Source organism: Stieleria maiorica (assembly GCF_008035925.1).
GTDB classification, from domain to species: domain Bacteria; phylum Planctomycetota; class Planctomycetia; order Pirellulales; family Pirellulaceae; genus Stieleria; species Stieleria maiorica.
This window is the reverse complement of sequence record NZ_CP036264.1, coordinates 5207747-5222912: the sequence shown is the minus strand read 5'-3', so window position 1 is coordinate 5222912 and position 15166 is coordinate 5207747. Positions and strand designations below refer to the sequence as shown.

10 protein-coding genes are annotated in these 15166 nt (G+C 55.7%); all 10 read right to left on the bottom strand.

The window, feature by feature from the left end; genetic code table 11:
- Window positions 1–32 precede the first annotated feature (32 nt).
- The gene (locus Mal15_RS17710) at window positions 33–1130 is read right to left on the bottom strand and encodes a polysaccharide deacetylase family protein (protein ID WP_147868983.1); all 1098 of its coding nucleotides are present in this window, start codon (window positions 1128–1130) and stop codon (window positions 33–35) included.
- Complete coding sequence (locus Mal15_RS17705) at window positions 1130–1978, bottom strand: sulfotransferase family protein (RefSeq protein WP_147868982.1); 849 nt, start codon at window positions 1976–1978, stop codon at window positions 1130–1132. Before Mal15_RS17705 ends, Mal15_RS17710 begins: the two co-directional genes overlap by 1 nt.
- Window positions 1979–2025: 47 nt before the next feature.
- Window positions 2026–3003 (bottom strand): sulfotransferase, encoded by a 978-nt coding sequence (locus Mal15_RS17700; RefSeq protein ID WP_167546882.1) that lies wholly within the window; start codon window positions 3001–3003, stop codon window positions 2026–2028.
- Window positions 3004–3062: 59 nt separating this feature from the next.
- Complete coding sequence (locus Mal15_RS17695; RefSeq protein WP_147868980.1) at window positions 3063–3995, bottom strand: phosphotransferase; 933 nt, start codon at window positions 3993–3995, stop codon at window positions 3063–3065.
- 9 nt (window positions 3996–4004) lie between these two features.
- On the bottom strand, window positions 4005–5219 hold the full coding sequence (locus Mal15_RS17690; protein ID WP_147868979.1) for a glycosyltransferase: 1215 nt from the start codon (window positions 5217–5219) through the stop codon (window positions 4005–4007).
- A complete protein-coding gene (locus tag Mal15_RS17685; RefSeq protein WP_147868978.1) occupies window positions 5216–6646 on the bottom strand; it encodes a glycosyltransferase in 1431 nt (476 codons plus the stop codon). Before Mal15_RS17685 ends, Mal15_RS17690 begins: the two co-directional genes overlap by 4 nt.
- Before the next feature lie 64 nt (window positions 6647–6710).
- Window positions 6711–7574: an XrtA system polysaccharide deacetylase gene (locus tag Mal15_RS17680; RefSeq protein WP_147868977.1), complete on the bottom strand. Its 864-nt coding sequence runs from the start codon at window positions 7572–7574 to the stop codon at window positions 6711–6713.
- 674 nt (window positions 7575–8248) lie between these two features.
- The gene (locus tag Mal15_RS17675) at window positions 8249–9202 is read right to left on the bottom strand and encodes a sugar transferase (protein ID WP_233902862.1); all 954 of its coding nucleotides are present in this window, start codon (window positions 9200–9202) and stop codon (window positions 8249–8251) included.
- Complete coding sequence (locus tag Mal15_RS17670; protein ID WP_147868976.1) at window positions 9199–9846, bottom strand: exosortase-associated EpsI family protein; 648 nt, start codon at window positions 9844–9846, stop codon at window positions 9199–9201. Before Mal15_RS17670 ends, Mal15_RS17675 begins: the two co-directional genes overlap by 4 nt.
- Window positions 9847–9940: 94 nt before the next feature.
- On the bottom strand, window positions 9941–14974 hold the full coding sequence (locus Mal15_RS17665) for a tetratricopeptide repeat protein (protein WP_167546881.1): 5034 nt from the start codon (window positions 14972–14974) through the stop codon (window positions 9941–9943).
- Window positions 14975–15166 lie beyond the last annotated feature (192 nt).

The window sequence follows — 15166 nt, the reverse complement described above, 5'->3', positions numbered from 1 at the left end:
TGCAAGTGATCTCCGGCGAACCATTCGAAGAATCAATACCGCACCTTGTCATCCCGATATCGGGCGAGTTTCTCACTCGGGTTGTATTTCGCCTTGGGGTGCAACCAACTGTGAAGTAACCACTTGATGCCGCTGACTTCGAACTCAAACTCCAACTGGGTGTTCGCCCCGCCGTCCATGACCCGCCGTAAGTTGTAATTGTGTGTTTCGACGAAGTTGGGCCCCCGCCTCGTGGTGACGGCACTTCGAATTCCGTTTTCCTGCAACGCATCCCATGTGCTATGGGACCAGAGCCCGGTGGGAAAGCAAAAGTCGCGTGCCGGACGTCCCGTCGCCTTTTCGATGGCTGACCGACAAAGACGAAGATCTTCGCTCAACTTGTCGCCCAACGCGACCGCGTTGATGTGTTCGTGTGAGTGCAACTGCAACGAGAACTTCCCGTTGCGGTTTGCCAACTCGGCAACTTCGTCTTCAGTCATGCTGGTCCAAAATCTGCGTCGACGAATCTCGCCGACATCAATTCCCAGAGCCTCGCCGACTCGATTCACAAACGCGTCTTTATCGGCAGCTGGGGTTTGATCCAAGCATTTGAGAACTTGCTTCTCCGCACGGCGTCGATCCGAAGAGCTTCTCAGCGGCAGAGCCCGCTCACAGCCGATGCCGTCCGCGACCAATTCCGTGCAATTCGTGCGGTAGATACAATCGCGGAGGACAAGGTTGGGTTTGCTTCTCGCATCGAGCATCCGCGCCGATACAACATAATTAACCGCCGGTGCGTCGTATCGATCAAGGATCGGCACGGCCCGCTGTAAAAAGTTGTAGTACCCATCATCAAACGTTAGCACCACCTGCCCCGGCTTGATCGTTCCGGCTTCCTTTTGCGCAAGGCACTCCTCAAGCGAAGCGATCTGAAACGTGTTCTTTAGAAACTTGATTCGTTGCTCGAACTGCTCCGGCGAGATAAAAAGGGTGTGGAAATACTTGTGTTCATCTTCAAGGCTGACGCCGTGCCACCCAATGATCAGAAACCCCTTGCGGGTGGTCCAACGTCGTGAACAGCGCAATACACCGGAGTACTTCAATACGAACAGCATGAAGTGCTTGAGTGCTGGTTTAATCCGTCTGGCCACTAGACCTGTTCTTCCTCGATTCGTACTGCTCGCGTCTTCTGTGCGGCACACTCGACCAACTTCTGCTGGATGTTTTCACAACGCGCCAGAATCTCGGGATGAATGTCAAGGTCTTGTCCGCGACCGAGTGCTCGCTGATGAATGGATCGGTCGACCGGTTTGGTCGGCTGACTGATCCCCAAGAACCGGTAGATTCCTTTCACTGTATCGCGACTGGACTTGACGAGATCCTCGTAGGGCAGCAGGAACGTTCGATCGCAGTTCTGCAGCGACTGTTCAAAAAAGAGGTTGTTACGAGCGATCCAGACAAGGGCCGCCGCATCTTCACGCCTCATCTCGGGGTTCACGAAGGGACGAATGAAGTCGCGTGTTTCATCGGATACCCGCTCGCCCCTCCAATCTTCGGGCATCTCCAAGACCCTGCGGATGTTTTCAACTTGCCCCTTGAATTTGCGGAGATTGGATCCCACCACGCCACGAAAGTGACGGAACATCCAAATCGCCTTTGACCGCGGGTAGTCGTCAAGGAGTTCGTCAGTCCGTTGACTGTCCAGGAGTGGTTTTGCAACGACCAACGGGCAACGAGTTTTCGCCAGTATTGCCTTCACTTCGGCGTACGGTTTGATGCGAAGACGATTGCCTTGATGTCCCGATAAAACGCTGTCATCTCGAAACACAATCGCCCGAGCATCATTGTCGAAACAATTCATCACCAGCGTCGTTCCGGAGCGTTGGCAACCGACAACAAATACGATCTGCTGGTATTGTTCAAGTGAAGAAAAAGCACGCCAGCGGATCGATTTGGTGATCTTGCGTTGACGACTGACGACGCGCTGGACGATGCTCATGCGAAGCTAGATGCTGCAGGTTCTGATTGGATGAATCTCGGGCCGATTCAGCCGCGAACATAGCGACGGGTCTTGACTGCCGCTTTTTGAGGAATCCGCAGCAACAGATCTTTGAAATTGCGTGCGGCACACTGCAATCCTGTCGGCGTGTACTCGTAGCTGGCACCGCGTTCGTAATCGAATCGATCCAGCAAATCTGCGAATACCGTTTCCGTCGTCGCCAAATCACGCTCGGAAAGTTTTTTCCACTTACGGTGCTTGTTCGGCCGTATGTTCAGATTGGCAATCTGTTGCTGGAGTGTGTCGGGGATCGCGCAGTCGGCGAATTTGGCAACCCTCATCGCGCATTGATACGGATTGGTTAACAAGTCTTCGTACTTGACCAGGAGCGTTCGTTGCGGGTCTCGATCGGCAAACGAAATGTAGTGGTCCATTCGGTTGCGGACGTATCGAGAGGCGTTGTAGATCTCTCGTGGTCCGAAGTTCTTCTTCATGATGGAAATCGTGTTGTCTCGGGGATCCCGAATCAACAGCAACACGCGATAGTTGGGAATGATCTCGTGCAGAAGATCGATGTTCTCCCAGATGTCGTCGCTCTTGATACCCTTGTGCGATTTTCCATCTACGAACGCATGGTAGCTGTAGAAGAAGTTGGCAAAATCGGCCGGCGAATCCGTGATCGCGTGCCGCAAGTGTTTTTCGATCCCCGTGTATTTGCGGTTCTTGTTGAAGAACCGTTTGGACAACAGACGCTTTCGAATGGGACCCGGGAATAGCGATTGGACGATGCGTTTGGCTTCCACTTGAGCTCGCGACTGCGAACGATCACGACAAAGATTCGCCGCAGCATTGACGATCAGCGAGCGATCGAGCGTGACGGAAAAGTCGAGCGTTCGTCCAAGAATCCGAGACAGGAAATTTGTTCCCGATCCCTGGGCACCGAGAATGATGTACGTCGGTTCGTTCTTGATTCTCTCGTAATAGGCGTCAAAGTTCGGCGATTCATCGGTCGGGTGAGACGTCATCGCAATTGCCAGTGTAAGTGGACTGAAAGGAAGCAGAAACTTGAATTGGGGAGGCGGCGTTAGGCGATGTCTGCGGAGTTGAGTCGCAGTAACCGCCGGCGAATCATGCCTCGGACCCATCGGTCGTGAACTGCCTGTTTGACGCTGTTGGCAGGTCGGCGGACATACGTGTGAAGCCGGCAGATGAGATGCTTGATCATCAGCATGCGGTAGGCAGCGGCATGGTCCGATTCGGTCAGTCCCAAGCCCCGAAGCACCGCCCGGCGGATGGCATGGGACGGAAGCCGCAGCCACGGGCGGTACACGCGGTGCATTTCAATGCGATGGATCAAATAGGTCGCATCGGCCAACGGGTGGCCGTCGGAAACCATCGCAAAGTCGATCGGGGTGAGTGTGCGACCGTCCCACATCAGGTTGCCGGGAGAGAAATCAGAATGAACCCAAACACGCTGATATCGCGTGGCGTTCACCTGACGTTGCAATTCGGCAATCGTCTCCAAAAACGAATGACGGAGCGATGTCTTCGGCCAGTTGTATCCATACTCTGCGAGTGAATCCAATCGGAGCCCGCAATACTCGACCATGTCCGTCGGATCACGTCGTGACGTGGCTTCCGTGGCCCGCTCGGTCAGCGGGATCGAGTGAAATGCTTTCAACCAGCGTCCGGCAAGAAACCACGGGGCAAGATTGTGCACAACGTCGCCACCCTGCATCACATATTGATCCAAGGACGCGCCAGGAATCTCGTGCGTGGCGATCATCGCCGCATCAGGATCCGACGCCGCAATTTGTAGCAATCCTAATCGCCCTTTGAACAGACCACTCGCGGCGAGCTGATTCAATAACGTTAACTCGTCGGCCGCACGACGCCGGATGACATCCATGTCGTCGTCCCAATCATTGGTGACGTAGTGTTTTTCGTAAACAACGGCTCCATCCCAAGTTCGCTTGCACAGGCGGCTGCTGGTGCGGTGTTGGACGACGGCTGACATAGGCGATTACTAAACTTCTGACTGTTGAGGTCGCTTTTGCATCGACAGGTCGGCAAGTCGTTGTGCATCACAAGGTGCGGTCGTGCCTTTGTGATGGCCCATCAGCCGAATGTACAAGTCGCTGATTCGACGATTGAACGTCTCGTCACTGTAGAATTGACGATGGCACGAACGAGCCGAATTCGCACATCGAGCTCGCAAACCTGAATCACTGGCAAGTTTTACGATTTGTCCTGCGATTGATTCGACGCTGCCAGGTTCGCAGACGAGTCCGCATTGAAATTGGGAACCTTGAACCAACAAAGCATTGTCTCCGACGTCGGTTGCAATGATCGGCAACCCGACCGACATTGCCTCGATCACCGATTGGCTCATCCCTTCGCTGCGGCTGGAATTCAAGTAGATGTCGAAGGAGTCTAGCCAAGCGGGAACATCCTCCCGTCGACCGACAAAATGGATATGATCGGAGATGCCGCATCGGCCCGCGATCGAATTCAATCGCTGTTCCTCCGGTCCGTCACCCAAGATGACAAGATGAACATTGGGTTCGGACTGCAAGACTTGCTGGATCGCGGTGATCGCCAAATCGAATCCTTTGACATCGACCAAACGTCCGGCACTGCCGACGACGATCGCGTCGGTCGGCAAGCCAAGCTCCGAACGAATTTGTTGCCGATTCTGGGCGTGATCGGTGTTGACCGGATTGGGAACGCCATTCGGGATGATCTGGATATTCTCCGCCTTGAATCCGCACCGCGATTCGATCCGCTCGGCAACGGCGTGTGCGTTACTGATCACTTGATCGACGCTCCCCAGGGCCATCGACATGACCTTCGCTCGGCACCAATAACGCAATCCGCTCGCCTCGACCATCCCCGCGACGGTTCCGCGTTCGGCGTGGATGTGCACGGGCGTTCGTGCCAGCTTTCTCGCAATGACCGATTCGACGAGTGTGCCCCAGTTGTGCGATTGAACGAGATCGATTTGGTGTTGACGCAAGCAGTCGGCAAGCCGTTTGACGGCCAAGACATCGTTTCCGGAACGTTTTCCGATCTCAATCACTGGAACGTCACGTTCGAGCCAGTCTGCGGCGGGACCTGTCGTGTCTAAGCAAATGATGACAGGTTCAAAACGCTGGGCGTCCAATCCATTGACGATCCGCGTGATCGATCTTTCGATCCCGCCATTTTGAAATCCATGGACGACCAGCGCGATGCGAATCATCGAACGTCCCCGTTGATGGAAGACGCATTCGCATGGTTTTCTATGGCCGCCCGAAGTGCCGTGTCGAATTGCCTGATTTGCTTGCGCCCGTCGTAGCGTTCGGCCGCTGACCCGTCGGGCAATGGCATCCGGTTTTCACGGAATTGGTGAACGAATTGTTGCAGGCAAGTTGCGAGCTGGTCGCTGTTTTCCGGATCGACGCAAGGACCAAGCTGTTCCTTCGCGACCAGATCGGCGGTCGCTCCCTCCCCGGCCAACGTCAGCACAGGTTTTTTGACCGCAATGTATTCGAACACTTTTCCCGGAATGCACAGCGGAGCTTCGGTTTGGACCAGCAGCAATGCGTCGGCCGCACTCATCTGTGCCAGGCATTGGGCATGCGGCAACGATGGCAAGATGTTGATCATGTCGGCCGCCCCCGATGATTCGGCGACATTCCTCTCATGCGTCCGACCAGGCCGTTGCGCTCCGATCAAATCGACTTGCAAATCTGACGACGAAACTTTGCCCTCCTGCACCAGTCTGCCAATCGCTCGGATCAACGCATCGACATTGCGTTTGCCGTAGAACGCACCCGTATGCACCAGACGCAGGGGACGGTTTCCGTCCGGAAGAGCGGGGGACGCAGACGGATCCCCATTCAGGTCCTCGAAATCAGCGGGGTCAAACCCATTGTTGATGACCACGAACTTCTCCGGCGGAAGCTCGCGATAACGCTCGAGCACCGATTGACGTGCGCGATCGGTGTTAAGGATCACAATGTTCGCCGATTCAATGACCCGCTTTTCAAGCATCTGGTGACGTCTTCCGACCCAATCGTCGCCCTGGCGACGTGGACGGAAGTTGTTGCCAAGCCATGGGTCACGAAAATCGGCAACCCAAGGGATCATGGCATGTCGACGCAACTTTTCGGCGACCAAATGATTTGTCCAAGGAGGCCCCGAACTGTAGATCACGTCCGCAGGCCGCGTGTTCAGGATTCGTCGGCCCTTTCGAACCGCGAACGGCAACCAGCCGATCCAACGATCCGGTGTCATCAGTGGGACCGTGATGGCATCTTTCACTCGCTGCGGAAGCGAGACCGATTGCAATTCGGGGGGGCGTTTGGCCGTTTCGCCCTTGGGCGTTGCAGTGCCGACGGACTGGCCGTTGCGTGAGTCGCTTTTGCCGCCCTTCCAGGACTTGATCGCGGTCATGACTTGCAGCGGATGGACCGCCATCGCGCGATGTATCTTGACGTCTTCGGGAATCCGCCGAAGCAGTTCCGGTGATTGGCTCGAACCGGCGAGATACGACTTTGGGTCGACGGTCAAAACCTCGATCGACCATTCGTGTTCTGGAAGGTACCGAGCGACGCGAATCGTCCGAAACACCCCCGCGGACCGAAACGGCGGGAAATGCGATGCGACAATCAGACAGTTAGGCATTCAATTGGTAGCTACGTTTGACCGACGATTTGCAGTCGTTGTTGTGCAAAGTGGCGCTGTCCTGCTAGACCGCGCGGCAGGCCAGAGTTTCGCGTGCCACGTCCATGCCCAACACGTCCGACATCGTTCCAAATTCAAAGCTATCGAGCAATCGAATCAATCTGGCTTGCGTGCGTTTGAGACCGACGTAATGGCGAAAACGGGTCGCATGCCCGAGTCCCGACAATTTGGGTTGATCGGGATCAAATTCCCAAGGGTGCGTGTAGAACATCGCCGGCCGCCCGGCCGAGCAAACCGCTTGTATGGCACGCTGTGTCAACTGAAACGGGAAAAGTCGAAAGTATCCGCCGCCGATCGGAATGTGGATCCGTCCCTGACTCCAGGCCGACGGTGGGAATTCCCGGACCGTTCCGTGCGGCGTCTCGATGTCATGAATTTCCTTGGGGGCATCGGCCAAACCGTAGCGGTCGTGGCCGCCGATCGGAAAGATACTCGAATCGATCCGAAAGTCGTATTCGGCAAGGATGTCCAACGCCCACAGGGATTCTTCCACGATGGAAAAACTGGGGGCCCGATAGGCGTTGACTTCGATGCCGCAGGCAGACGCGATGGCGTCTTTGCTGTCGGTGATGTCTTTGGCGAATTCAGCCGGTGAGAGTTCATACACCAGCTGATGCCAATAGCCATGAGAGGCCAGCTCATGGCCTGCGTGTGCAATTCGTCTCACCAGATTTGGATAGCGTTCGGCGACCCAGCCGAGAATGAAGAATGTGCCGCGAACATTGTGTGTGTCCAGAATCGAGAGCAGCCGGTCGGTGTTTGCCTCGACACGACACTCATATTTGTCCCAATCCTTGCGACAGACACGATCAGCAAAGGCCGAAACTTGGAAATAGTCTTCGACATCGACGGTGAACGCGCTAAGCATTGTTGAATCGACTGATGGTGGGGAGAACAACGCCATCTCAATGGCAGGCTTCAAGACGAACAATAGCAGCGGTTGACCGCATGGCAACCGTTGCCCGTTGGCAACCGATTTCTTCTTACCGAGTGAACACCGCTCTCAAATGCGCGGACTTCGTCCACGTGGGTGGCAGTGATGTTCAAGCCCCCCGAAACGATTGCTAAAATAGTGCATCCGTTCATCATGAGAAAGCAGATTCCGCTCTCAATGCGACTTCTTCGTGAAGCGCCGTAGGCTTGGTCGGGATGCAGTGATCACGCCAATTTCGCCAGTTACTGCGACTCAAGTCAGACCTGGCGGAGATTGAAACGTCTTGCAGTGAGGGACCACACCCGTTGGGTTTCGGCTTCCGTCAACTTCCGCCGAATTGCTCCGGACGGTGGGCTGCACAGATCGCTTGCTGCAGCCAGCAAAACTTCATTCCATTGCGATGAGATGCCGAACATCAATTGCTCGAGCACAAACAACTAATCCGGAAAAGCTTGAAACCCTTTTGATAAGACCGACGCGCGGTGGCGGCCGGCAGGCTCGGTGAGTGACCATATTGGGGCGGCCACTATTTTAGGCGACGCTCTTGCGCTCACGTTAACAGATGTTGCACACTGCGACCGCAGCGATTCGCTAAACGACCGTTCGCACTACTTGGGGCGGGGGGCCCGATCGACTCTCAAACGCTTGTCGGCACAACATGGTTCGGAGGATCGCGAACCCGATACTGCTAAATCGACCTCGATCGCATCGGGCTCTCTGCGACTGTGCATTTTCACGACCTGCAGGCCCTGTGCTTCGATGACGTGTTTCCGGCAAAGTCCCATCCAGCGCGTTACGACCGACCCCCGAATGCCGATCATCCGAAGCACGGTGGCGAAGAGCATTCGTAAGTCGAGCCAAAGGTTTGCGTGATGGATGTAGTGCAGGTCCAGGCATTGCTTGCGTCGCACATCGTCAATCGTGCAATCGGGTTCCAGGTTGATCTGTGCCAGTCCGGTGATGCCAGGTTTAACCTCGGTGCGCGCGTAATAATTTGGAATGTGTTGCTTGAGTTTTTCGCAAATCGATGGTCGCTCGGGACGCGGCCCGGTTAGCGACATGTCGCCAATGACAACGTTCCATAGTTGGGGGAGTTCGTCGAGGTGTGTTCGCCGCAAGAATCGTCCCAAGGGGGTAATCCTCGGGTCACCTTTTTGACTCCACTTCGCCCGACCATCAGCTTCCGCATCCTGGTACATGGTGCGAAGCTTAAACACATCAAACGATTTGCGTCCCAGTCCGACACGTTCTTGACGGTAGATGCCTGGTCCCTTGGAAGTGGCCCGAACCAGGATCACCAGAATCAAGATGACCGGCGCGACAATCACCAGAGCACCCAGTGCCAGAACCCGCTCGCAAAAGTATTTGACGGGAAAGTAGATCGGGTGAATGGCTTTTGGCGTGGCGTTCATCGCCAGTCGACCACGACGGGCGACCGCGCTGGGTTCAGACGCACGATAGGTCGTTGGATCGGGGCGATGCAGCGCGGGTTCCTTGGGCTCGGTGGCAACCGAGCTGTCGGAATCGGAATCGTTGAATTCAAACACGGTAGCGTCCTTCACTTGATGTGTTGCTCAAGGTGGGGCAAAAAATCAGTCAAAAATGACTTGCAGGGAGAAAAGGATGAATAGGTTGACGGCCCCGACAACTGAATTTTGTACAAGTCGTCAGTCAACCAAAAGCGAGGATGTTCAGCTGCCGTCCAATTGGCACCACTCGTCCAGCCGTACCAGACTTCGAATCTTGAACTCGGGTCATCCCTACGGGCAAATTCCACGGACCAAAACTGATTCGGACCGCTGTCCGTTTCAACGGTCTCCTTGGATCGTTTACGCGTCTGTTCGGTTCCTTCGGAACTGTAACAAACTTCGGGCGTGTGAACCGCGATCGGCCCGCGCGGCCCGTACATCACGGCAACATTCAGTAGCGTGTTGGTCGGTCCGTGGCGGTACACGTTCCTGACCGACCCGTAGCACCTCAATTGTTGCAACGCACCTTCGTGAATATCCCCGTGTTCGACGAGTGTCCACTCACCGAAGGACTCCGGCAGGTCATTGAGCAAGTTGCCATGGGCAACTTTATCTTCATGGACGCTCCAGCGGCCATCCAGCACGCCGTGAACGACGCCGGACAACAGCGTTAATACCAACAGCGAAGCAAAGACCTGCCGGCGCGATCCGATTTGAGGTGCAGTTGTACTAGGCATCAATATGCGACATTAATCATGAATGGGGTTCGGAAGCATCCAGCTTGCACGTAAAAGTGATAGGTCTTGATCACCCTTGGTATGGAATCTCGGGTCAGTTGACTTGTAGTGTTTGGGAGTTATCCACCATCTCTTGAAGCTGTTTTTGTTCTTCCTTGGTGAGTCCATTCAAATCAAGGGCTTTGACATCAAGTTGTTTCCACAACTGCTGCGCGTCCTTGTCGCGGCCCAAGGCCTTGAAGGCCAGAATCTTGTGAAACTGATAACGCGGCTCGGAACCGCCGACGGATTGGATGGCCTCGTCGAATACTTCCAACGCTTCGTTGACGCGACCGGCTTTCATCAGAACGAAGCCTTTGGTGTCCAACAGTTCGGGATTGCGTCGCGTCAGTTTCAAAGCTCGATCGATCGGTGTGATTCCTTCGACAGCCATCCCCGGGATTTCCGCGTACGCCATCGCAATGTTGTTAAGCGATCGGACGCGTAGCGGATCCAGCGCCAAAACTCGGTGGTACAGCTTGACTGCTTCTTCGGGTTTACCTTGCTGCGTCAGCAGCGTTGCGACACCTTCCAGCAAGGGAGCATCCCGATCATGCCGTTTGATCGATGAAATCACCAAGGCGGAGTGTTTCGTGATCGACCGAATCGAATTAGCCGCCAACAGCGTTTCGACCAACAATCGAGCGGATGTTACATCACCGTGCTTTTCATAGTGTGCCGCGGCGATTTCGGCGGCTTTGTGATGTTGCTGAGATGCCCCCAACGCAATCACATAGCTTCCCACCGCGTCCGGATTCAATTCGTAGGCGTTCTTATACCAATCCAGAGCTTCCTCATTTAATTCGAATCTCATCAAAACACGTCCCGCGGTCGACTCGACCTCACCGGGGCGGAGGCCGGACTGTTCGCTTTTTACCTTTGTCGCCCAATCCTGGACGACACGCGAAACGTCATCAAAATTACCGGAACGCTGGCTGTATCGGATCAACAAATCGAGTGATGCAACGATTCCGTCCGGGACCGCACGCAACCGAATCGCGATGGACTTTACCGATTCAAGATCGTCATCGTTCCCGTACTGCAATAAGAACGCGGCATACCGATGGAGGTCCACCGAAGACGCGTTTTCGGCTTCCGACAAATGCCGAGCTACTTGGCGCATCTCATCGAGGTATCGATCGCGGAGCGTCGATTCCTCCGTGGTGTCACTGGAATCCAATTGCTCGATCAATTTATGCAGTACCGAAAACTGAAGTGCGTCGGCACCATGATTGGAAACCTGTTCGTCAGCAGAAAGTTCACGAGAAATCGCAAGGGCCTGCTGTAGTTCTTCCTCTCCGCCACGTGCGCTCAAGAGGACCGCATAGAGGAAGCGGCTGTTGGCAATGCTTCGACTCCCGTCCTGCAACAGACTTTCCACTTCGTCCCAGTCGGTGTCTGCTGCCGCATGAATCACAAGTGCTTTGGCCAGTTCGGTCCGCACATCTTCACGATCAGGGGCCAGTCGAACCGCACGGCGAAGCGTTTCGATAAGCTCGGACGATCGGTTTTGTGTTTGATACAACTGAGCCAACTGAAGCAATTTTGAGATCGATGGCATCATTTGATTGGACAAGTCCAGCTTCTCGATTGCACCATCAAGGTCACCCTTGGAGAGCAAGTACCGGGCATGTAGTACTGCTCGTTGATGTGAGGGCAGAGACGACTGCTCGATTCTTGCCCAGGTCGCGTCAATCGCTTCGGGCGTCCCGTGGCGAAACTCAAGTTGCAATGCGGCCTCGGCGATGACGAACTCATTCTCCTGGGAGAGTGACTCCGCTTTTTTCAGCGCCTCTCGCGCTTCGTCGATCAACGCGATTTCCTGTTCTTTGCTCAGCATTTCGCTTTCGTTACCCAATGACCTCGCTTGCCGGTGCAAATCCACAGCGGCAGATGAGACCTGAGCGAACACCGCGAGGGGAAACATGTCGTTGGGATGGTCTTCGATACTCTTGCGCGCACGATCCACGGCGGCCAGCAAATCTCCGCGTCCGAGGTCTTCCCGGATGTCGCTGGTCGAGTACAAACTGGCGACGGCAGGCAACGGATTGGCCAATTTTTTTAACTCGCCGTAGACCTCGTCACCTCTTCCCAGTTTCACCAACTGCTCAAGCAGCAATTGACGCGTCTCGTAAGTCCTATCACCGGCCGCGATGCCCGTGCGAAGTTGCTCGACAGCCTCTTCGGAACGGCCCAAGACTGCCAAGAGTTGGCCCTGCATTGAAAGGGCTCGCCCCCAATGCGGCCGTTGAACCAAGATTTCGTCGAGCAATTCCGTCAGTTCTCGCACCTTGGGGTCATTCCGCGAAATCGTTCCGTCGACGTCTCGCAATTCACTCATTTCCTGCTCAACCACGATCATTCGCCAATACGATCCCGGGTCAGCCGACCGTGATCCCTCGTCCCCGGTGCTTTTCATCAGTCGCAATTTGTCGGTCCATTGCTCTGCTTGCTTCCGATAAGATGCGGCCTCGGAAGCTTCAGGTGCGGATGATGCGAGCTGATCCGCCAATCGGTACAAGCGGTAAAAGTCGACAGGAAGCCGATGGTCCTCGGGAACTCGCTGCAGCGCCTCGTACGAGTTCTTCATGTCGTTGGCCATGAGGAACAACGCGGACGCTGCGTGTGCGATCCTCACCTGCTCTTGGGGGCTACTGCCGGCCTTTCCCAATAGTCGCTTCGCCGCCTCGGCGGGTTTCCCGCGGGCGGCATCGATCCGAGCCCTCACCATCAGTACAGGAAGAGCGTCAATTCCCAGGATCGCCTCCATCTCCACCAGCCGTTGCTCCGCTCGGTCCACCAGGTCGATCGCCGCTAATCGCTCGGCGGCATAGCCTTGGACTTGGGCGCTGTCGGGCAACTCGTCGGCCAATCGATCTACATTCAGTGCGTGTGTTCGCGACGCCAAGTGTTTCTCTAGTGATCCACCCTCCGGAGGCACTGACAATGCCAGAAGTCGGACCGTTGATTCGAGCTCGGCGATTTCGTCGTCGGCGTTTTCAGTAGACGAATTCTTTTCCGCCAGAACTTTGTCCAGGTCCTGCTGGAGCCTACTGGTCATGGTCCGCAGCCTGGAGAAGTCCCGCGCGTCAGGGGGAGTCTGGAGTTGGACGTCAAATTCGGCTTTCGCGGCTCGCACGCGAACATCAAGTTGGTTGCTTCCGCTGACGAAACGCCAGTTTTCAGCAGCCCGCTGGTGATTCCCCGCTTTCGCCCAGGCTTGCCCTGCGCGTGCCCGCAGCTCGAGGTCGTTGGGCATCAATTCCAGTGCGATCGACAAGACATGCGCCGCTTGATCCCACATCTCCATCCGCGTGTAAAACGCTGCGAGGTTCGATGCCACCAGTGCCTTCTCTCGGGGTGTGACGGCGGCGTCACTTTTGAGCGCTTGTTCCAGCTGGTCGATTGCCGCGGAGATCTCTTTTGTCCCACGGGCACCGCGAGTGCTGAGTTCAGCGCTGGCGACGTTGTAACGCCACATGGCCATGTCGATCTCGCGCACCATCTGATTCCGCTTCGCCTGAGAGAGCTCTCTGGTGGTGGACAGCAGCAGCCGGTTTTTTTCGGCATCGATGGCGCGGCCAAAGGAATCGACCGCCTCATGAGCGGCCTGTAGCTCGGCATCGGTCCCAGCCGACTGGGCCAACTGCATCACGATTACGCTATTGAGATCCAAGTTGTTGCCATCGATTTCTTTCAATCCGCGACGCCAGATCTGTAGCGCAAGACCGTCGTCGCCCATCGTCAGGGCGTGAAGTCCGGCGAAATGGAACGTGCTCTCACGCATTCCCGCGGTGACTTCGGGCAGATCGGAATCCATCAGCGTTTCAAACCATTGGCTCGCGAGTTCGCCCAAACGGTTTTGATCGGCTTGACCACCGGAACCGTTTTCCGCGTTCGATTCCGCTGTTGTTTCACCGAAGGCTTTGGAGCTGGCTAAACGAGCTGCATTCATCAACAACTCGTAATCCCAATACTGAGATGGTACTTGCCGCAACAATTTGCGTTCGTCGACCGGCGCGGTGACGGCATCGCTGGAGGTCTCAGAATCAGGTGTTGCGTCGCCGTCGGCGATCAATTTCTGCAACCTTGCCGCTGCATCCGGCGCGGATCTCATCAGGAGGGATTCGGCGTCCTTTTGATCGGCTTCATCGCCTCGCACCCCATAGGAGTAGAGGAGCAGGTTTGCGCGGCCCGTGTTCAGCGTCCGCAGGGCGACGAGGGATTGGCGGATCACCTGGTCTCGGTCTCCGATTTCCTGCAGCCATTGTTGGACACGGGACGGTTGCCGTCGAGCGATGGCAGCAATGGAATCGTTTTCTCGAATGAACTCCGGATTGGTACGCGACATCTCCAGCAGACATCCGATCAAATCGAGTTCGCCTTCGGATGAAAGTGGAGCGGCCCGCCGCAGAACCAACAGTGGGTTCTGGTCGGCCAGCCAGTGCCAGTACGTGTCCACACGGGGCGACTGCGGAGTTTTCCGCCCAGCGAGATCTGATTTGTGTTGCCCATACAAGGCGAACGCAAGTGCCTTATTGGCAAAAGCATCGTCGGGATCTGCATCGAGTTCGTCAACGATTTGGTGTTCCGCTTCGCGAAACCAATAGCCACCGGCTTGAACGAGACGGCGAATGAGCCGTTTGCGAATCTCCAATTGCTCGTCAGCGAGACTTTTGGGAAGGAGCGCGAGCGATTCGGAGAGTTGTCGACGTGCGTCGGCCAGGGCATCGGGGAAATCGTCGCTTGAGGCCTTCTCCGCGGCATCATCTGCTGCGAATGCCTGTCTCAGGATCACGTCGGTGTCATCCGGGACGATCATTAAATACCGCGACCACCACCGAAGCTCCTCTTTCAGATCGCCATCGGCGGCAGCTTGTTCCGCCTGCATCCGAAGCGTCCCCGCGATCGCTCTGGAGTTGTAGAAATACGATGCCGCTCCTAACAGCAGGATGCCCGCGAACGTCAACGCTGAAATCACAGCCAAGCGTTGGTTGACCTGCCACTCTTCACGGCGGTTCTTCAACTTTTTTTCGTGAAACTCCGAGATGGAGTCGGGGGTTGGCGGCGAAGTCGTTGATGTTCCCATTGCATCACTCGAATCGGCCACCGAATCTCGCTCAGTCGAAGTCACCGGCTCAGCGGATTTCGCTGCCGAATCCTCGGCCCCTGATTCCGCTGCATCCGGATCTGAATGTTCGTCATGAGTTTCCACTGCGGTACGCGCCGAATTTCGCATCTAATCTGACTGGTGTGTTTGTCGAACCAAAAAATCAAGCGT